This is a genomic window from Treponema bryantii, from assembly GCF_900111035.1.
Lineage (GTDB): Bacteria > Spirochaetota > Spirochaetia > Treponematales > Treponemataceae > Treponema_D > Treponema_D bryantii_C.
On record NZ_FOFU01000001.1, the window covers coordinates 256,558 to 275,974 of the forward strand.

Below are 19,417 nucleotides of genomic sequence, written 5' to 3' on the forward strand. Positions count from 1 at the left end.
CTATGGGAAAAAGTCTTATTGAAGTTGCCGTAGTTTCAAATCTAAACTCTAAGATTTCCTATAGACTTCAGTTTTCATCGCTTCCTATGGGAAAAAATCTCATTGAAGTTGCCGCAATTTCAATTCTAAACGCCGAGATTTCCCATAGACTTAAGTTCTCAGAGCCTCCTATGGGAAAACATCTCATTGAACTTGCCGCAGGTTCAAATCTAAACTCCGGATTTTCCCATAGACCTCAGTTCTCAGAGCCTCCTATGGGAAGACATCTCATTGAAGTTGCCGCAGGTTCAAATCTAAACTCTGGATTTTCCCATAGACTTCAGTTCTCAGAGCCTCCTATGGGAAAACATCTCATTGAACTTGCCGCAGGTTCAAATCTAAACTCCGGATTTTCCCATAGACCTCAGTTCTCAGAGCCTCCTATGGGAAGACATCTCATTGAAGTTGCCGCAGGTTCAAATCTAAACTCTGGATTTTCCCATAGACTTCAGTTCTCAGAGCCTCCTATGGGAAAACATCTCATTGAAGTTGCCGCTATTTCAATTCTAAACACTGAGATTTCCCATAGACTTCAGTTCTCAGAACCTCCTATGGGAAAACATCCCATTGAACTTGCCCCATGTTCAAATCTAAACTCTAAGATTTCCCATCGACTTCAATTCAAGGAGTTTTCTATGTGAAAACTACCCATTGCAGTCTCTGCTCCGGCCCTCAAGCTTTTCAATTTATTCATAAAAACTTCTATATATAATATTGCCCACTTAGGTGTTTTTTGACACTTTTATTTAAAAAATCTTAAATTTAAAAATTTTTTACTGGCTGGTATATGTAGTGGATTATTATATTCGCCTTGAATTCTTCCATTGATTATTCTTCGGTTATGGTCTAAAATTAGATATTACACTTTTGTATATTAGTTTTACTAATAAATAGATAAAAACACGCGTCGGATGTAGTGACGTGTGTAGGAGAAAATTTTATGTCAGTAGAAAGAGTAACTTACCGACTTGGAGATGCCGATCTCATCCTCGAAACAGGAAAAATCGGTAAGCAGGCTAATGGTTGTGTTTACGCTCAGTGGGGCGGAGCAGCTATTATTGCAACAATTTGTGCTTCATCTTCTGTTACAGAAGGTCAGGATTTCGTTCCTGTTACTGTTGAGTACAATGAAAAATTCTATGCTGCCGGAAAAATTCCTGGCGGTTTTGTAAAACGCGAAGGTCGTCCAAAGGACAAAGAGATTCTGGTATCTCGTCTTATCGACCGCCCAATGCGTCCACTTTTTGAGCCATCATTCGGTCACGAACTTCAGATTGTTCCAACTTGTGTTTCTTGCGATGGCGTTCACACTCAGGATATTCTTGCCGTAATCGCAGCTTCTGCTGCAACTTGTATTTCTGATATTCCATTCCACGGTCCGGTTGCTGCCTGCCGCGTTGGATATTTGAACGGTGAATACATTATCAACCCTACATTCGAACAGATTGAAAAGGGTGAACTTGAAATCGTTGTTGCCGGAACTAAAGACGGCTTTACAATGGTAGAAGGTGGTGCTAACGAAGTTTCTGAAGAGCTTATGCTTGGTGCTTTGGAACGCGCTCAGAAGTTCATTACTGATATGTGTCTCCTTCAGGAAGAACTCGTTAAGAAGGCTGGAAAGGAAAAGCTTCCTTTGAACCCTCTCGACGTAACTTTGGACAATGCAGAAGCTATTGAAGCTGAAGCAACTCCACTTCTTAAAGAAGCTTGCTTCAAAGACAGCAAGATCAGCCGCGGTAAGGCTATTTCTCAGGTTCAGAGAGACCTGGCTGCTAAATATGCTGAACAGCTTTCTGACCCAATCCAGGCAAAGCTTTTCTGTGCTTTGATGGACGACATTCAGTACAAGCTTCTCCGTAAGTCAATTCTTGATGAAGGTGTTCGTGTTGACGGACGTAAGGTTGACGAAATCCGCCCAATCACTTGTGAAGTAAATGTTTTGCCAACTCCACACGGATCGGCACTTTTCACTCGTGGTGAGACTCAGTCTCTCGCTGTATGTACTCTTGGTACTGCAATGGACGAACAGTCTTATGATGATATCGATGGAGACAGAAGTGAGCACTTCATCCTCCACTATAACTTCCCACCATACTCAGTTGGTGAAACTGGTAAGCTTACAACAGGCCGCCGCGAAATTGGTCACGGAAACCTTGCTCGCCGCTCACTCGCTGCAATGGTTCCAAGCCGCGAAGAGTTCCCATACACAATCCGCGTAGTATCTGAAATCATGGAATCTAACGGTTCTTCATCTCAGGCTTCTACTTGTGGTGGTACACTCTGTATGCTTGCTGCCGGTGTTCCAATGAAGAAGATGGTTGCAGGTATTGCTATGGGTCTTATCACAGAACCAGAGGGAGACAATCCTTATGGCCGCTATAAGATTTTGAGCGATATCCTTGGTGAAGAAGACCACCTTGGTGATATGGACTTTAAGGTAGCCGGAACAAAAGACGGTATTACTGGTTTCCAGATGGATATTAAGATTGCCGGTGTAACAACTGAAATCATGAAGAAGGCTATGGAACAGGCTCGTCAGGGTCGTCTCCACATCCTCTCAATCATGGAGAAGTGCATCGACAAGCCGGCTCCACTTGCTAAGAACGCTCCACAGATTCTCACAATGAAGATTCCTGTAGACAAGATTGGCGCCCTCATTGGACCTGGCGGAAAGAATGTTAAGGCTCTCTGCGCTCAGTATGATGTAACAATCAATACTGATGATGACGGAACTGTAACAATCTACTCTAAGAACGGCTTGAATGCTGAGGCTGCTAAGAAGGCTGTTAAGGGCATTACAGAAGATCCAGAGGTTGGAACAATCTATCAGGGAACTGTAAAGCGCATTATGGATTTTGGTGCTTTCGTAGAAATCCTTCCAGGAAAAGAGGGACTCTGTCATATTTCAAAGCTTTCAAAGCAGCGCGTAAACAAGGTAACTGACGTTCTTACAGAAGGTCAGGTAATCCCAGTTAAGCTGCTCGAAGTAGACAAGCAGGGAAGATTGAACCTTAGTTACATTGATGCTCTGGATGCCTAGAATCGAAAATCCGTTAAAAAAAAGTTGTACGACAGTGCAGCTTTTTAGGATTATCGAAAAAGGGGAGAAATAAATAAGAATTTCTAACAGAGTTAAGAGGACACGGAGGGTAAAATTATAAAATTGCTCTTTGTGTCCTTTGTGCTCTCTGAGAGAAATATTTTTTTTATATTTTATATAATTTTATGGAGTTACTAATGAAAAAGAAATTGATTAGTTTGATTATGGTTGCAGCTTTAATTTTACCTATGTTCGCTGCAACTGCTGTATTTCAAAGAAAACGTCCTGCAAAATTAGATTTAACTTTTGCAAATTCTATTGCCTTTTATCCAGTTATTACTTATGCACCAAAGAAAGGTGAAACATTTGATAAAGAGCAGAACGATTTAGGAAAAAAGTTTATTTCTGCTTTGTCAGATTATGGAACAAAAGATGGAAAATTTGTAATTCTTAACGGAAAGTCTGATATTGCAATTCAGGTTTCTTTCAAGAGTTTTGATGTAAAAGATTCTGGTGTTACAATTGAATCTAAAGATAGTGCAGGAAATACTGTTACTGTTAAAGATGAATGGACTCGTCAGATTTCAGCTTTAATGGAAGTAATGGTTTTAAAGACAGAAGATAATTCTGTTCTTGCAACAGAAGAATATAAGTTTTTCGGTGTAAATTCAAATCCTACTCCAAAAGCAATGCTTATGTCTCCTGAAAAGATTGTTGAGGATCAGATTTCAAGTTTTGCATATCAGATATCAGAAATCATTTTTGATACACCATATAATCAGGCTGTAACAATTCTTGATACAAAATCAAAAGATAAGGCTATCAAAGAAAAAATGAAGTCTGCAAAGAAAATGCTTAGTGGAAAAAATCTTGATTATGCTGCTGCAGAAGAAATCTATAAAGAGATTTATGAATCTACAGATGATATTGCTGCCGGTTATAATTATGCTATTATGCTTCAGGTTAGAAAGGATTTTGATAATGCAGAAGCTCTTATAAAGAAGTTTGCTGAGCAGGATCCAAAAAATAAGGCTTTCAAAAGAGCTCTTGAAGATATTGAAAAGGACAGAGCTGAAACAGAAATCTTTAAGTCAAGAAATCAATAATTTTTCTAAATTATAGGAGGGCCAAATGGCAAAAACAAGTAACAGAGGGCTCGGTGCACTTTTCATCAGAATTGCACTGGCTTGTTATTTCATCATCACAGGGCTTTGTATGCTCGGTGTTGGCGGATCGGTTAAAGCAAGCGAAGCTGGAGCTGCAATTTATGAGATTTTCAGCGGTGATCTTGCAAAGATTCTTGTAATTGTAGTAGCAATTCTTCTGCTTATTGGTGGAGTTTGTATTGCAATCACAATTTTCAGGGATCTTGGAAACTGGGACAATACAGTAATGCTTATTCTTACTGTACTTTGGATTGTTATCGCAGTTGTTGCTGATGTTTTCAGCCGTTCATTTGGCGTAAACAAACTTGACGGAAATGCAATGTTCTGGATTCTGAATGTTGCAAAAGATCTTCTGATTATTGGTGGTCTTCTTTCTATCAGATAAGAAAACTGACCAAATACATTAAGGCTGCTGGGGGATTCCGGCAGCCTTATTTTTTATAGAATGTTTTGATTTTTTACAGTATAATTATATCTCATGAGAAAAATTTTATTATTCGTTTTATTTTCTGTAATTTTTGTTTCATGCTCAAAATCATCTAAAAAATTTGAGTCTGCTCTTTTTGCAGATATGGAAGAAGCCTCTTTTCAGGCAAACGATAACTATGTTCAAACTTCAGCTCGTGCAAAAAGGGTAAATGCTGATGCTGGGAATTACGAGAATTCAGAAATAAATGATGAACCTGTAATTGAACGTAAGCTTATAAAAACCGGAAACATTGAACTAAATGTAAATTCACTTGAAGAATCAGATAAAAATATTGAAGCCTGGACAAAACGTTTCGGCGGATATATTTCAAGTTCAAATATGTATGAAAGTGGTGGAAGATATACTGTAAAAATTCCACAGGAAAATTTTGATGAGGCAATGAATTCAGTTGCCGGGTTTGGAAAGGTTAGAAATCGTTCTGTTAAAGTAAAAGATGTTACAGAGCAGTTTTATGATTTACAGGGACGTCTTGAAACAAAGAAAATCCTTCAGGAAAAGTATAATCAGTATCTGAAAAAAGCAGATAATATGAAGGATTTGCTTGAAGTTGAAAGAGAACTTAATAATGTAATTTCTGAAATTGAATCTATGGAAGGGCAGATGAAACGCCTTTCACATGAAATATCATATTCAACAATTGAGATTTATCTTACTGCGATTTCTACAGAACGCGGAATTGATTACTATATTGAAACTATTAAATGGAAAGAAATCTTTTCAAATATTATAAACTTCTTTATTAAGTTATTTGTAATTATTATTTATGTAATAGTATTCGGTATTCCTTTAGTCGCAATTGCTGCGGTTTTGTACTGGCTGCTCTTTGGAAAAATCGGATTCTTGAAAAAACTGTTTGCACGTTTAAGAGGAAAAAAATAATGGAAACTATCAATATAAAATGTGTGGCATCTAAGGGTGCTGTAATTCCTGAATATAAAACTGCGGGTGCGGCAGGTGCAGACCTCTGTGCCCTGCTTAATGAATCTCTCATAATTCCAGCCGGCAAGTTCGCAATGGTGCCGACAGGACTTTTCTTTGAGATTCCCGAAGGATATGAGGTTCAGGTACGACCTCGTTCAGGACTTGCGGCAAAGAACGGTGTAACAGTTCTCAATACACCCGGCACAATAGACAGTGACTACCGTGGCGAAATCAAAGTAATCCTCATAAATCTTGGTGAGTCAGATTTTACAATCAATTCAGGTGACCGCATTGCACAGATGATAGTAGCTCCTGTAACTCAGGCAACCTTTTCTATTACAGACAGCTTAAGTGAAACTGAACGTGGGGCCGGTGGCTTCGGTTCAACAGGTATTTCAAAGTAATATGACAACCAGAGATTTGATTCAGAAAATAAAGAGAAATCACACTCTCAGACTTATTCATATGTATTATGATAAGTTTCAGGTTCGTGTACTTAAGCGCGGAACCCTTAAAAATCATATTCTCATAAAATATCTTTTTAAGGATCTCTTCCTTTATTTTCTTGTTTCATTCTTTTTCTTCTTTATGGTTTTCTTTGTAAATCAGATTCTTCTTGTTGTAGAGGAACTGCTTGCTAAATCTGCACCTATTGCAGATGTAATGCGAATTATGGTTTACAGTCTTCCATTTATTATTGCTCAGTCGGCACCGTTTGCAACGCTCGTAGGTTTTCTTATGAGTCTTGGCGGTATGATGACCAGTAATGAAATTTTAATTTTCCGTGCTGCTGGTTTTTCATTTTTCAGAATCTTTGTGCCTGTAGCTTTGCTGGGTATTTGTATTTCTATCGGTTCTTTCTTTGTGAACGACTATCTGCTTCCTCTCGGCCAGATAAAATACAATCAGCTTATGCGAAAGATAGTAAATTCTACTCCTTCTATTGAGCTTGAATCAAACAGTGTAAAGCATCTTGATACGGCAAATATTGTAATTGGAAATGTAGATGGAAATAAGGTTTCTGATGTAGTTATCATTGATTCAAAAAATGATGAAGACCGTCTGATTGTAGCAGGTGAATCAGTTCTTGTTGGTGCAAAAGAAGAAGGTGTTTTGATGCAGTTTGATATGAATGATTCAACTATCCTGACTCTTAAGGCTGATAATAAAAAGAATTATGATATTCTTCATTCAAAGCGAACTGTTATGAATGTTTTTGATTCAACCTTCCTTGGAACCTGGGCTCAGTCTCCACGCGAGATGACAACCTATGATCTTACAAAACGGCTTAATCAGATGAAATCTCAGGCTTCTCAGGATGAATCTCTGATTCGTAAAATAAATCTGTGGGGAATGGAATGGCATAAGAAATTTGCAATTCCATTCGGTTCCATCTTCTTTGCTTTGCTGGCTTTTTCAATGGCTTTCCTTTTTGGAAAAAATAATGGCCAGATGATAGGACTTTTTCTCGGAATTGTAATCTGCGTGTTATACTGGGCCGTTCAGATTGTCGGACAGCTGCTTGTAACTAAAGTAGGGCTGAATGCGTTCTGGTGTATATGGACTCCAAATATTCTTATCGGATTATTCGGATTGATTTTCCTGACTCGTCTGATTAAGAAATAAGGTTTATAAGGATTATATGAAGCTTATAATTTATCTTTTGAAAAAGGTTCTTCCTCTTTTTTTTGGTGCTATGTTTTTCTTTGCGCTGGTACTGAATCTGGTTGATCTTTTTATGAATATTGCAACTTATCTTCAAAATAACTGTTCTGCAAAAGATATCGGGCTGGTTATGGCTTATTATGTTCCTAAAACTATATGGTATGCAGTTCCAGTTGCCATTCTGTTTTCAACTTCTTATGCGCTGAGTGAAATGTATGCATCTAATGAGATTCAGGCTCTTCTTGCATCTGGAGTTTCTCTTTTCCGTTTTACACTTCCGCTTTTGATTATAAGTCTGCTTATGGCTTATGGTCTTTTTGTTTTTGAAAACAAATTTGTTGTACAGACTTATGAAAAGAAAACAACATTGCAGGCCACTCTGCTGCAGAAAACTAAAAATGAAAATAACAGCAATGTAATTGTTCTTTCTGATAATGGAAAAATAATTTATTCTGCTGCGCGCTATACAGAAAAAGCAAAAAGGCTTCGTAACTGTTATTTCATTTTCAGAGGCGATAATAAGGAACTTCTTGCAATTATCAGCAGTAAACAGGCATTCTGGAATTCTGAGCATAACCGCTGGGATCTCGAAGAGCCTGAACAATATGAGATGGTTGATGATACTTTGAAAATGACTAAGGTGAAATCTGAATATACAGACCAGCTTACAGAATCATACGAAATCTTCCGTAAAACAAATGTGGATGTTCAGTCTGTATCTGCTTCTGATGCTAAGATTTATATTGAACATTTGAAAAAGGCTGGACTTCCGTATAATGAAGAACTTTCAGAATACTACAAAAAATATGCTTTTCCTTTTATTGTGTTTATTGTAGTGTTTCTTTCAATCGGACTTACTGGTAAAACCCGTAAAAATGTTCTTCTTATAAGTCTTGCTTCTTGTATTGGTGCATCTGTACTTTTTTATGTTACAATGATGGTAACAATGGTTCTTGCCAAACATGGTTATATTTCGGCTTTTTCTGGAGCCTGGTCTCCAGTTATTTTCTTTACTATAATAAGTGTGGTGCTTTTAAGATACGCCCGAACATAAGGAATTGATATGAGTGAAGTTTTAAAGATTTTTGATATAAAGCATAAGGCTAGTGGAAGCCGTGCAAGAACAGGAACAATTCATCTTCCACATGGAGATGTAAGAACTCCAGTTTTTATGCCGGTTGGAACTAACGCAACTGTAAAGGCAATGCCAAAAGATTTTCTTGAAGAAATTGATTTTGATATTATCCTTGCAAATACCTATCATCTTTTTTTGCGTCCAGGACCGGATTTAATTAAAGAGGCCGGTGGTCTTCACGGATTTTCTCAGTGGAAAAAAAACTTCCTTACAGATTCCGGCGGCTTTCAGGTTTTCTCTTTAAGCAAACTTCGAAAAATTACAGATGAAGGTGTACGCTTTCAGAGTCATATTGACGGCAGTTACCACATGTTCACCCCGGAAAATGTAGTTCAGACTCAGACAAAGTTTAATTCTGATATTCAGATGCAGTTAGATGTTTGTTCCGGCTGGGGTGTTGAACGCAAGGAAGCAGAAAAAGCACTTCGTATTACAAGTGACTGGCTGCTTCGTGCAAAAGGTGAGTGGGAAAAACAGCGTGAAGCCGGTTACGAAGGAATTCTTTTTCCTATTGTACAGGGAAACTTTTTCGAAGACCTTCGTCAGAAGAGTGCGGAATTCGTAAGCTCACTTGATATGCCGGGAATTGCCATTGGCGGTTTGAGTGTAGGTGAGCCTCCTGCAGAGTTTACTAAATACTTGAATTATACAGTACAGTATCTTCCGGAAGATAAGCCAAAGTATGTAATGGGTATTGGTACTCCGGAATATATTCTTGATGCGGTTCAGGCTGGAATTGATATGTTTGACTGTGTCCTTCCAACCCGAAATGCCAGAAACGGTTCATATTTTACCCGTCGTGGAATGCTCAGTATAAAACAGGAAAGATGGATTCATGATTTTGGTCCGGTAGATCCTGAATGTAACTGTAAAGTTTGCCGCACTTATTCCCGAAGTTATTTAAGACACCTTTTTAAGGAACAGGAAATACTCAGCAGTATACTTGCGTCTTATCATAATCTGTATTTCTTAAATAACATGCTTAAAGAAATTCGTGTAGCAATAGATGAAGACCGCTTTGAGCAGTATAGGACAGACTTTCTTGAGAAATTTCATCAGGGGGTATAATAAATGAAAAAGCTCTCTATAATGGCATTCTTTTTGATGACATTCTTGTGTACACCTTTTATTGCAGCTGAAGATTCTGATTTTAAGGCTTCAAAAGGTGGTATTTCAGAAATTCCGGCGTCAAAACGCCCTAAGCCAATCGATAAAGAAAAGGCACAGAATGCAGCCGAAAAAGATGAAACCGATAAAGATTATGAGAATAAGTCAAATACAATAAAATATGGAGTTCCTTCGGAAATCTCTGCCTTAATAGACGAGCTTATTAAAAATGATGATCCTCGTTTTACAGAGGAAATCTATGACGTTTTTCAGGTAACAAAAAATACTTCTATTAAACAGAAGGTTCTTAATTATTTTAAGCAGCAGGAAGATCCATGTCTTGAAGACTACGCTGTCGAAGTTCTTAATGATCCTTATGATGAGAAAAGTGATCTTGTAAAAGCCTGTTTCCAGTATATTGCTGCAGTAAAAACTAAAGAAGCAATTCCTGCAGTTCTCTCGCTCATTGAAAGTGAAAATGATTCGTACTTCAATGATGCAATTGCCGCAATCGGTGAAATCGGTGGTCCGGAAGAAGCAATGTTCCTCGTTGAATATCTGGAGCGTGAAGACCTCAGTGATGCTCAGCGTCAGACTCTTATGCGTACCTGTGGAAAAATGCATGCAGTACAGACCTGGAATAAGGTAGTAGAAGTTGCTGAAGATGAGGATGAAAATCTTTATGTTCGAATGTATGCAGCAGAATCTCTCGGTCTTATGGAAAAAAAAGAATCAATTCCTGTTCTGGTGCAGTTATTTTCGGAGAACGATCCTAATCTCCGTCAGTATGTAATAAAGGGGCTTTCTCATTTTCCTGATGTAGTTGAAGCTCAGGAAACGATTCTTCAGGGAATCAGAGATGAGCACTGGCGTGTAAGACAGGAAGCAATCAAAACTGTTAAAGAAAATAATATGACTGATGCTGTTCCATATCTGATTTACAGGGCAAAGAATGACAGCGAGAAAATCATTAAGGATGAATCTTATTCCAGCCTTGCAGCAGTGAATACAAAAGAGGCAAATGAATTTCTTGTTTCTCAGCTTGTAGAAAAAAAAGTTGGTGATGGAACAAAAAAGAAGATTGTTGAAGTTCTGTTAAAAGAAGGTCACACCGGGGAAAAAGAAATTCTTGCACTTGCTGAAGAATGTCTCAATGATGATAGACGCAAGGATTTACGATATGCCATTGGAAAAGAACTTGCTAAATATGAAAACTCGGCTTATGATGAGATATGTTTGAAATATCTCGGTTCTAAGGATTCAACAACCCAGAGCCTTGGCCTTGATATGTATAAAACAAATAAATTTTCATCTGCAGTTCCTGTGATGAGAAATATCTATGCAGATAAGAAAGCAAATTCCGGAGTAAAAAACCGTATTAAGAAAATGCTTTCGATTGAGGATGAAGAGTTAAAAAATGAAAAATCTGCTGAAGCAGCTGATGCCAAGTAACCGTCAGCATTCTGAATATAATGCACAAAAGAATTATCACATGGCCAGTTTAATTTCTCTGGCAATTGCAATTGAAGGATTTATTTTATCAATCGTTTCTTTAATTGATTCAAATTTTGTAATAGTTCTTACTACACTTGCTTATGCTCTTTTAATGCTTGCAACATTTATTTATACGAAGCTTACTAAAAAGCTTACCTTTTTTTATATTTCTGCTTCGATTATGGTAATCTGTCTTACTGTCTGGTTTTTATACTCGGGCGGAACAGAAGGTTTTGGAATTATCTGGATTGCAGTTATTCCTCTATTTACACTTTATTTAATTCCATATAAGTGCTTTTTGTGCATAAACTTTGTAGTACTTGTTTTACTGATGGCAGGACTCTGGTCTCCGCTTGGTGATACAGAATTAGTTTATGCTTTTAACAATGCATTCAAAACAAGATTTCCTCTGCTTTATCTTTTTGAGTTTATATTTTCTATCTTCCTTAAGCATAGAATATTTATGACTGAAAATGAGTTGCTTGAACAAAAAGATATTCTTGCCTCTGAGAATAAAATGGCAGCTTTAATTCAAAAGTCTTTTTTTCAGCAGGAAATGAGTTCTTTCAAAGGCTGGGATATTGCCTGTTCATTGATTCCACTGGCAGGTATTTCAGGTGATTTATATGATTTGTATCCGAAGCATGTTTCTTTAGAAAAGACTGATAAAAAGAAAACAACTAAAAAGAAATCTGAATCTAATGAAAAAGAAGAAATAAAAGGACTTGGTATTTTTGATTCTTCTGGACATGGAATTACAACCGGAATCATCACAATGCTTGCAAAAAATATTTTCAAGCAGGAATTTTATGAGAGTGAAAATAAAAGTATTGTAGACCTGGTTGAAAATATCAATGTTCGTTTTAATGTTGAAAAGGGCGAAGTTGATACATATATGACCGGTATTCTTTTAAGAATGAAAGAAGTAGATTCAAAGGGTAATGGTCATATTGAATTTGTAAATGCAGGACATCAGTCTCCGATAATTTATAGAAAGCAAAATGAATCTTTTGAACTGATCAATAATTCTACGCTCTCTGTAGGAGCAATCGGTTTAAGTTCCATAGAGCCTTATTATGATTCAATTGAACTTACAATGTCTAAAGGTGATGAGCTGATTCTTTATACTGATGGTGTAATTAACTGCTGCGCACCAGGCGGAAGAAGACTTGGTCAGCAGGGCTTTATAAATATTCTTGCTGCGAATATCAATAAGCCGGCAGATGAACAGTTGAATGATGTAATTTCTGGAATTGCATCCTTTAAAGGTATGGAGCCTTCAAAGGATGATATGACAATCATGGTTCTCCGCTATCAGGGTTAGTCGAAGTTATTTACAAGAGCTAGAGCCTTATTTATTGCGGCTGTTTCCTCTTTACTGAATTCAACATTCTCTTCAATCAAAGTTTCCAGGCTGGAATGAGTTTCTATAAGCGCAGTTGAGAATCCTCTTGATACCTTAAACCAGTAGCTGCCGTTTCCGTTGTTGTAAAGTGTGATGAAACCATATTCACGGCCTTTCTGCTTTGCAATAGCGGTACGAAGAATGAAACTCAGTGAATCTATGAGCTGTTCCTTTTGAATAGGATCATTGATGTTTACATTCATATGGCGGTTCCATTTTTTTTCTGCAACCGGACGAAGATCAAGATTATTTGCAAGTTCAAATATCAATGAAAGTTTTTCTCCGCTTAAGAGACTGCCGTTGTCGCTTGTGATAACAGACGCTCTCATCTGTCCGGCATTATTAAGCTTGTTTTTATTCTTTTCAATTTTAATTGCTTCAAGCAGTTGTTCCAGTGGAAGCAGGGCAGTTTTCTTTCCTTTGATTTTTTTTGTAGGGAAAAGGAAGCCGCCAAGGGAAAGTGAATCCTCTGGAACAGGAGTTTCTTCGCTGTCGCCGGATTTTCCTTTTTTGCCTTTCTTTCTCTGCTGTTCTGCTTCCTGACGGCGCAGTGCTTTTGCGTTACGGTTTCTTTCCTGCTCAAGCATGCGGGCTTCACGGGAGCTGTCGCGTTCTTTTTTACAGGCCATAAGCCGTTCAAATAAATCTGGATTGATTGTATCGAGCATAGGGCGGGTAAGCGGTGAAACGCTTGATGCAAAAATACGGCTTGTTCGTATGATTTCTCCGGCAACGATAAATACCGGATCCTTTTTAAACATTACGCTGCCAGGGTGAATTGAAATATGATCTGCTGTAAGTGAGCGGTAACTTTCACGGCCGGTACGAATACAGACAAACTGCATCATACCTGCAGCAACACAGCAAAGATAATCCTGCATATTGCCTTTACCTTCTACAACAGGAATACCCATTTTTTCACTTACAATTTCTATAAGCTGTTCGTTGATATTTTCGATTTCGGCCATTACGCGTTCATCAAGATAATTCTTCTTGCAGAACTTCTCACGGTTATCTGTGTCTTTAAAGGCTTTGAGAATATTAAGGTAAGTACAGAAATCGCCCTGAATATCCTGAAAACGGTGATGTGCCTTGCGTGCTTCCATCTCTTCATTTGGCGGAAGAACAAAAGGTGAGTTTGCACTAAGGAACGAAGCTGCAATAAGTGCCTTATCAAGTACGTCCGGAAATCGCATAATTGCTTCGACAATAATACGGCTGATGCGCGGCTCCAGCGGGAACTTAACCATCATCTGACCGATACTTGAAAGTGTGTTGTCATCTTCAAGAGCGCCGAGGATGTGCAGTGTATCAACTGCACCGATAATTCCTTCGCGTCCCGGGTTTGCAATAAAATCAAAGTCGTAGAAATCTGTAATACCAAGCTCACTCATGCGGAGAACAACTTCACTGAGGTCTGTACGATAGATTTCTTCTGTTGTATATTCCGGACGGGTATCGAAATCTTTGCGTGAGTAAAGTCGATAGCAGGTACCCGGCTGAGTACGTCCTGCACGGCCTTTTCTCTGATTGCATGAAGCACGAGAAACTGTAGATTCAATAAGACTTGAAGTAAAGTTTTTAGGATTGTAAAAATTCAGTTTGCAAAGACCAGAGTCTATTACAGTTGTAACGTCGCTGATGGTAACCGAGGTTTCAGCAATATTCGTAGAAATTACAACTTTGCGTTTTCCTTCAGGTGCTTTTTCAAAAACGCGTTCCTGTTCTTCTTTTGGAAGGCGGCCGTAAAGCGGAAGAATATGAAGCTTTCGGCCAATAGGAGAGTAGTAGAGTTTATCCATACAATCCTTGATGATTTTTTCACCAGGAAGGAAGATGAGGATTGCTCCATCTTCATCGTTGTCGAGAACGCGGTCTACAGTATTGTAAATCTTATTGAGAATCTGGTCGCAGCCAGAGTCTGTGGTTGTAGTTGAACCGCCTGGAATTGGATCGTAAACTAATGCAACCGGGTAGGTTACTGTATCAATTGAAACGATAGGTGCGTTATCAAAATACTCGCTGAAAACCTGAGTGTTCATTGTTGCAGAACTTACGATTACGCGGAAGTCGCTGCGCTCTCGAAGTACACGTTTTACAAGACCAAGAACAAAGTCAATGTTCAGACTTCGCTCGTGAGCCTCGTCAATCATAAGTACGCTGTACTTAGAAAGCCACGGATCAAGTTTCATTTCCTGCAGTAAAATACCGTCTGTCATGATTTTGATACGTGTGTCTGAGTTTGTGTAATCTTCAAAACGCATCTTATAGCCGACAAGTCCAGGATAGGTTGTGCCGAGCTGCTTTGAAATAAATTCACTTACACTGAGGGCTGCAATACGGCGTGGCTGAGTAACACCAATCATTCCGTTGGTTGCATAACCTGCTTCATACAAAATTACTGGAATTTGAGTTGTCTTTCCTGAGCCAGTAGGGCTTTCTACAATTACTACCTGATTGTTTTCGAGGCAGTCTAAAATTTTCTGTTTCTGTTCGTAAACTGGAAGAGACTTATAATCTATTGCCATTCTATTAAATCCTTTGTTGCTTCCTTATTGATTTTGATGCGGCGTTCAATATATTTTGCCCAGTTTGTGCGTGGAACGTCGTAAAGATAATCTACAAAATCCTGATTGAGTGGTTTTATTACATACTCGTTTGCAGTGTTTATGTAGGTTGTTATAAATTGAGGTTCGCATTTTTTGATTTTGATTGAACCGTCTTTTTCTTTAGTGAAAGTTACTTTGTAAAAAAGTCCGTCTCCGGTGTTTTCGCGTTCACCAGTTGGATTTTTTGATGTAAGTTCTGGTTTTGTTCGCTGGCCGCTTATTGTGTTTCCGTTGGCATACATAATAAGTTTATCGCGGCCTGTCTTTGTGTTAACTACGATTTTTCTGTCTTTAATGATGTGTGCATGATTTGCCCATACAACATCAGCTCCTGAATCCAGCAGATTCATGTAGAATTCATTCTGTCTGTCTGTGATAACGCGGGTGTATTCAGGCTCGCTTGTGTGGACTGAAATTATAAAAAGATCGCAGGGGTGTTCTGCACGCAGGTCAGTAACAAGTTTCTGAAAGTTTTTGCGTGAGTCGTCATCTGGTTTTATAAAGTTTATGTATTCAGATGCATCTGGTCTGTTCAGAAGTTCAGTAATTGGCAGGAAAAGAATTTTCCAGGAATTTGCTTCAAAATAATTGTAGGTAAGGGCAGCGTCGGGTGAAGCTTTAAGACCGGAAAAATAAACCTGATGTCCGGTCTGTTCAAGAGTTTCCTGTGTAATTGCCTGAGTTGTTTTTATAGTTTCAAGAATGCCGCTTTTATACTGGTCATTCGAGTGATTATTGCAGAGTGAAAAAACATCAAAGCCTGCATCTACTGCAGCCTGAACAAATTTTTGTGTCATGTTGAAGTTCGGGTAAGAAGAGGCTTCACGGGTTGTGTCTATCGGTGCTTCGATATTTGCAAAGGCAAGATCTGGTTCTTCAATCAGATATTTAACATCGCGCCAGATTTTTGAGTAGGTTGTGATATAGTAATTTACCGAATGCGCCATAATGTCGCCGGCGAAAAGGAGATTGATTGTATTTTTATCGTGATTCTTTTTAGAAGCGGCTTCCTGTGGTAATTCTTCAAGAGGTGTGTTTTCCGCTGTTTTATTTTTGATTTGTGATGTAGTGCCACAGGCAGTAAGGAGCACTGTGAAAAGAATGATGAAGAAAACTGTGATGTATTTATATAGTTTCACTCATGCTCCTGAAATATAAAAAAAGTCGGCAAGCACAGCTTGCCTCTGAGCCGTTCTTTCGATAATCCTAAATGTGTAAGCTCGCTGGCGAGCGGTGTTCTATAGCAGAGCGTTAAGAAAATTGCGAAAGCAATTTTTAGCTCTACTACATCCCCCGCTGTCGCAGTCCAGTTTTTAACGGATTTTCGATTTTAGGCTTTCCAGATCTTCTCACGAACAAATGTCTGGTTGCGGTCTGCACCTACAGAAACGATACCAACTTTTGTACCTGTGAAGTCTTCGATAAACTCAACGTATTCGCGGGCAGCTTTTGGAAGCTTCTTGTAAGAAGTACACTTTGTGATGTCTGCCTTCCAGCCTGCAAACTTCTGAAGAACAGGTTTTGCGCGGTTGAGTTCTGGAATTGAAGCAGGGAAGTCTGTTACGATTTTTCCATCGATGTTGTAAGCAACACAAGCTTCAATTTCATTCATATCATCATAAATATCGAGGTGAGTAAGAACGAGGTTGTCAATTGAGTTTACGTGACATGCATAGCGGAGTGCTACGAGGTCGAGGTAACCACAGCGGCGTGGACGTCCTGTTGTTACACCGAATTCGTTACCTGTGTTACGAACGTAATCACAGAGTTCGCCTTCTGTATCAGCATCGAACTCAGATGGCATAGGACCGTTTCCTACACGAGTTTCATAAGCCTTGAATACACCATAAATCTTGTCGAGAGCCTTAGGACCAATTCCAGAACCTGTTGCAGCACCAGCTGAACAAGAAGCTCCAGAAGATACATAAGGATATGTACCTGAATCGAGGTCGAGCATAGCACCCTGAGCACCTTCGAAAAGAATGTTGTCATTGCGGAACTCATACATCTTTGCAGCAATATTTACGCGCATAGAGAGGAGCTTGTCTTTGAACTGTTCAAGGAATTTCTTGTCTTCATCGTCGAGGTCATTCCACTTTTCATCCCAGTCAAGGTCTGCAAGGCGGATACCGTCGCGTTCTGATTTCATAGAATAAGTAGTTCCGATTCCGCGGCCTGTTGTACCGATTGGGCGCTTGCGAGCTGCGTCGCGAGCCTTATCCATTTCGCGGTATCCTGGAAGAGTAAGGTGTGCGCGGTCAGAAATGAATACGCGTCCTTCCCAGTTAATTCCATTGTCCTTGAGCATCTGAAGTTCTTTGAAAAGAGCTTCAGGGTCAATTACCATTCCGCTACCAAGGAAAACTGATTTCTCTGGGTAGAGGATTCCAGACGGAACCTGATGGAGAGCATACTTCTTTCCATCTACTACAATTGTGTGACCTGCATTAGCGCCGCCCGCAAAACGAACAACGTATTTTGCATCCTGTGCAAGGTAGTCTACGATTTTTCCCTTGCCTTCATCGCCCCACTGGGCACCCATAACAACAACGTTCATGGTTTCCTTCCTTCCGCAGAATCATCGCGGATTAAAGAGATTTTTTTGAACATAAAAATTGCCGACGAATCATCTCAGCAGTTTTTACTATAATAATATATCACAAAACCAATTTTGTGTGTAGCGGTGGTTTTGGTTTTCAAAACCCCGATAATTTGATTTTTTGAGTAATAAATCTGTCTGTACTTCCAATTTTTTTGATTCTATAGTATAATTCCCGATTAATATTTTTATAAAAAATCCGCATGGCGGTTTATATATCATAATTTTAGGAGAACCAAATGGCTTACATTTTTGAAGAACCATCACACACTTTTGATGAGTACCTTTTAGTTCCGGGCTACACCGGTCCTGACTGCATTCCTGCTAATGTTACTTTGCAGACACCTGTTGTCCGCTATAACAAGAAGGCTGGCGAAAAGTGTCCGCTTACGATGAATATTCCGATGACTTCGGCTGTTATGCAGGCAGTTTCTGATGATAAGCTTGCTGTTGCTCTTGCTAAGGAAGGCGGCATTTCTTTTATTTTTGGTTCTCAGACTATAGAAAATCAGGCAGCTATGGTTGCCCGTGTTAAAGCTTACAAGGCTGGATTTGTTTCTTCTGATACAAATATCCGCCCTGAGCAGACTTTAGGTGAACTGGTTGAAGCAATTGAAAAGACTGGTCACTCAACTGTTGCAGTAACAGAAGATGGTACTGCAAACGGTAAACTTGTTGGTATTATCACAGAGCGTGACTTCCGCATTGGTCACTGTGAAATGAGTGAAAAGGTAAGTGCTTACATGACTCCACTTTCTTCTCTTGTAATGGGAAAAGAAGGAATCACTCTTGATGAAGCAAATGATTTGATATGGGAAAAGAAGGTTAATCAGCTTCCTGTTGTAGATAAAGACGGAAAGCTTTTGTACCTCGTATTCCGTAAGGATGCTGCAAGTCACGAAGAGCATCCTCTTGAGCTCCTCGACAGCCAGAAACGCTATATCGTAGGTGCAGGAATTAACACACGTGATTATATGGACCGCGTTCCAGCATTGCTTGAAGCTGGTGTTGATGTAATGACTCTTGACTCGTCTGAAGGTTTTACAGAATGGCAGCGCCGTGCTTTGCAGGATATCCACTCAAAGTGGCCTAATGCAAAGATCGGTGCAGGTAACGTAGTTGATGCTGATGGTTTCAACTTCCTTGCTGAAGCTGGTGCAGATTTCGTAAAAATTGGTATTGGCGGTGGTTCTATCTGTATTACACGTGAGCAGAAAGGTATTGGCCGTGGTCAGGCTACTGCTACTATTGAAGTTGCTAAAGCTCGTGACGCTTACTACGAAAAAACTGGTATTTATATTCCTATCTGTTCTGATGGTGGTATTGTTTACGACCATCACGTTACTCTTGCTCTTGCAATGGGAGCAGACTTTGTAATGCTTGGTCGTTACTTTGCTCGTTTTGATGAGTCTCCTACAAACAAGCTCATCGTAAACGGCAACTACGTAAAGGAATACTGGGGTGAAGGTTCAAACCGTGCCCGCAACTGGCAGCGTTATGACCTCGGTGGAAAGAAGGGTATGGCATTCGAAGAGGGTGTAGACTCTTACGTTCCATACGCTGGTTCACTCCACGACAACGTAACTCTTACAACAAGCAAGATAATCCACGCTATGTGTAACTGTGGTGTTACAAACATCCCTGATTTGCAGAAGAACGCAAAGATTACACTTGTAAGTGCAGCTTCTCTCCGCGAGGGCGGCGCACATGATGTTATTGTAAAAAACACAGTAAAAGCTAATTAAAT

15 protein-coding genes are annotated in these 19,417 nt (G+C 39.2%); 12 read left to right on the top strand and 3 right to left on the bottom strand.

From position 1 onward, the window contains the following. The 11 genes from BMY21_RS01200 to BMY21_RS01250 all read left to right on the top strand — a co-directional run. Positions 1 to 680: hypothetical protein (locus tag BMY21_RS01200; protein ID WP_218141018.1), on the top strand; the 680-nt coding region annotated here is incomplete at its 5' end. Positions 681 to 979: 299 nt separating this feature from the next. Further along, entirely contained in the window at positions 980 to 3,079 is a 2,100-nt protein-coding gene (pnp, locus tag BMY21_RS01205) for a polyribonucleotide nucleotidyltransferase (RefSeq protein ID WP_074640125.1), read from the top strand. A gap of 197 nt (positions 3,080 to 3,276) precedes the next feature. Further along, positions 3,277 to 4,185, top strand: coding sequence for a tetratricopeptide repeat protein (locus BMY21_RS01210; RefSeq protein WP_074640127.1), 909 nt, complete (start codon positions 3,277 to 3,279; stop codon positions 4,183 to 4,185). A gap of 25 nt (positions 4,186 to 4,210) precedes the next feature. Beyond that, positions 4,211 to 4,630: a hypothetical protein gene (locus tag BMY21_RS01215; protein ID WP_074640129.1), complete on the top strand. Its 420-nt coding sequence runs from the start codon at positions 4,211 to 4,213 to the stop codon at positions 4,628 to 4,630. Positions 4,631 to 4,723: 93 nt separating this feature from the next. Beyond that, positions 4,724 to 5,614, top strand: a complete 891-nt coding sequence (locus tag BMY21_RS01220; protein WP_074640131.1) for a DUF4349 domain-containing protein — start codon at positions 4,724 to 4,726, stop codon at positions 5,612 to 5,614. After that, entirely contained in the window at positions 5,614 to 6,060 is a 447-nt protein-coding gene (dut, locus tag BMY21_RS01225; RefSeq protein WP_074640132.1) for a dUTP diphosphatase, read from the top strand. Before BMY21_RS01220 ends, dut begins: the two co-directional genes overlap by 1 nt. A 1-nt stretch (position 6,061) precedes the next feature. Beyond that, positions 6,062 to 7,282 (top strand): LptF/LptG family permease, encoded by a 1,221-nt coding sequence (locus tag BMY21_RS01230; RefSeq protein WP_256210221.1) that lies wholly within the window; start codon positions 6,062 to 6,064, stop codon positions 7,280 to 7,282. Between the two features lie 16 nt (positions 7,283 to 7,298). After that, positions 7,299 to 8,375: an LptF/LptG family permease gene (locus BMY21_RS01235; RefSeq protein WP_074640134.1), complete on the top strand. Its 1,077-nt coding sequence runs from the start codon at positions 7,299 to 7,301 to the stop codon at positions 8,373 to 8,375. A 9-nt stretch (positions 8,376 to 8,384) separates the two neighbouring features. Continuing rightward, a complete protein-coding gene (tgt, locus tag BMY21_RS01240; RefSeq protein WP_074640136.1) occupies positions 8,385 to 9,524 on the top strand; it encodes a tRNA guanosine(34) transglycosylase Tgt in 1,140 nt (379 codons plus the stop codon). 3 nt (positions 9,525 to 9,527) lie between these two features. Next, entirely contained in the window at positions 9,528 to 11,015 is a 1,488-nt protein-coding gene (locus BMY21_RS01245) for a HEAT repeat domain-containing protein (protein ID WP_074640137.1), read from the top strand. Further along, complete coding sequence (locus tag BMY21_RS01250) at positions 10,981 to 12,381, top strand: PP2C family protein-serine/threonine phosphatase (protein ID WP_074640139.1); 1,401 nt, start codon at positions 10,981 to 10,983, stop codon at positions 12,379 to 12,381. Before BMY21_RS01245 ends, BMY21_RS01250 begins: the two co-directional genes overlap by 35 nt. Here the strand turns inward: BMY21_RS01250 and BMY21_RS01255 are convergent. The 3 genes from BMY21_RS01255 to purA all read right to left on the bottom strand — a co-directional run bounded on the left by BMY21_RS01255 (position 12,378) and on the right by purA (position 17,628). Further along, on the bottom strand, positions 12,378 to 14,990 hold the full coding sequence (locus tag BMY21_RS01255) for a helicase-related protein (protein ID WP_083379624.1): 2,613 nt from the start codon (positions 14,988 to 14,990) through the stop codon (positions 12,378 to 12,380). The two genes, BMY21_RS01250 and BMY21_RS01255, sit on opposite strands and share 4 nt — an antisense overlap. Further along, entirely contained in the window at positions 14,981 to 16,210 is a 1,230-nt protein-coding gene (locus tag BMY21_RS01260; protein ID WP_074640141.1) for a CapA family protein, read from the bottom strand. Before BMY21_RS01260 ends, BMY21_RS01255 begins: the two co-directional genes overlap by 10 nt. Positions 16,211 to 16,401: 191 nt before the next feature. Continuing rightward, complete coding sequence (purA, locus tag BMY21_RS01265; protein ID WP_074640143.1) at positions 16,402 to 17,628, bottom strand: adenylosuccinate synthase; 1,227 nt, start codon at positions 17,626 to 17,628, stop codon at positions 16,402 to 16,404. Positions 17,629 to 17,909: 281 nt separating this feature from the next. On the opposite strand from purA, the gene BMY21_RS01270 reads away from it, so the two are divergent. Continuing rightward, on the top strand, positions 17,910 to 19,415 hold the full coding sequence (locus BMY21_RS01270; protein ID WP_074640145.1) for an IMP dehydrogenase: 1,506 nt from the start codon (positions 17,910 to 17,912) through the stop codon (positions 19,413 to 19,415). Positions 19,416 to 19,417: the final 2 nt, after the last annotated feature.

Coding starts and splice junctions, on each gene's coding strand:
- pnp (WP_074640125.1), top strand. CDS start 980: ATGTCAGTAGAAAGAGTAACTTACCGACTTGGAGATGCCGATCTCATC.
- BMY21_RS01250 (WP_074640139.1), top strand. CDS start 10,981: ATGAAAAATCTGCTGAAGCAGCTGATGCCAAGTAACCGTCAGCATTCT.
- BMY21_RS01235 (WP_074640134.1), top strand. CDS start 7,299: ATGAAGCTTATAATTTATCTTTTGAAAAAGGTTCTTCCTCTTTTTTTT.
- dut (WP_074640132.1), top strand. CDS start 5,614: ATGGAAACTATCAATATAAAATGTGTGGCATCTAAGGGTGCTGTAATT.
- BMY21_RS01220 (WP_074640131.1), top strand. CDS start 4,724: ATGAGAAAAATTTTATTATTCGTTTTATTTTCTGTAATTTTTGTTTCA.
- purA (WP_074640143.1), bottom strand. CDS start 17,628: ATGAACGTTGTTGTTATGGGTGCCCAGTGGGGCGATGAAGGCAAGGGA.
- tgt (WP_074640136.1), top strand. CDS start 8,385: ATGAGTGAAGTTTTAAAGATTTTTGATATAAAGCATAAGGCTAGTGGA.
- BMY21_RS01230 (WP_256210221.1), top strand. CDS start 6,062: ATGACAACCAGAGATTTGATTCAGAAAATAAAGAGAAATCACACTCTC.
- BMY21_RS01245 (WP_074640137.1), top strand. CDS start 9,528: ATGAAAAAGCTCTCTATAATGGCATTCTTTTTGATGACATTCTTGTGT.
- BMY21_RS01215 (WP_074640129.1), top strand. CDS start 4,211: ATGGCAAAAACAAGTAACAGAGGGCTCGGTGCACTTTTCATCAGAATT.
- BMY21_RS01210 (WP_074640127.1), top strand. CDS start 3,277: ATGAAAAAGAAATTGATTAGTTTGATTATGGTTGCAGCTTTAATTTTA.
- BMY21_RS01255 (WP_083379624.1), bottom strand. CDS start 14,990: ATGGCAATAGATTATAAGTCTCTTCCAGTTTACGAACAGAAACAGAAA.
- BMY21_RS01270 (WP_074640145.1), top strand. CDS start 17,910: ATGGCTTACATTTTTGAAGAACCATCACACACTTTTGATGAGTACCTT.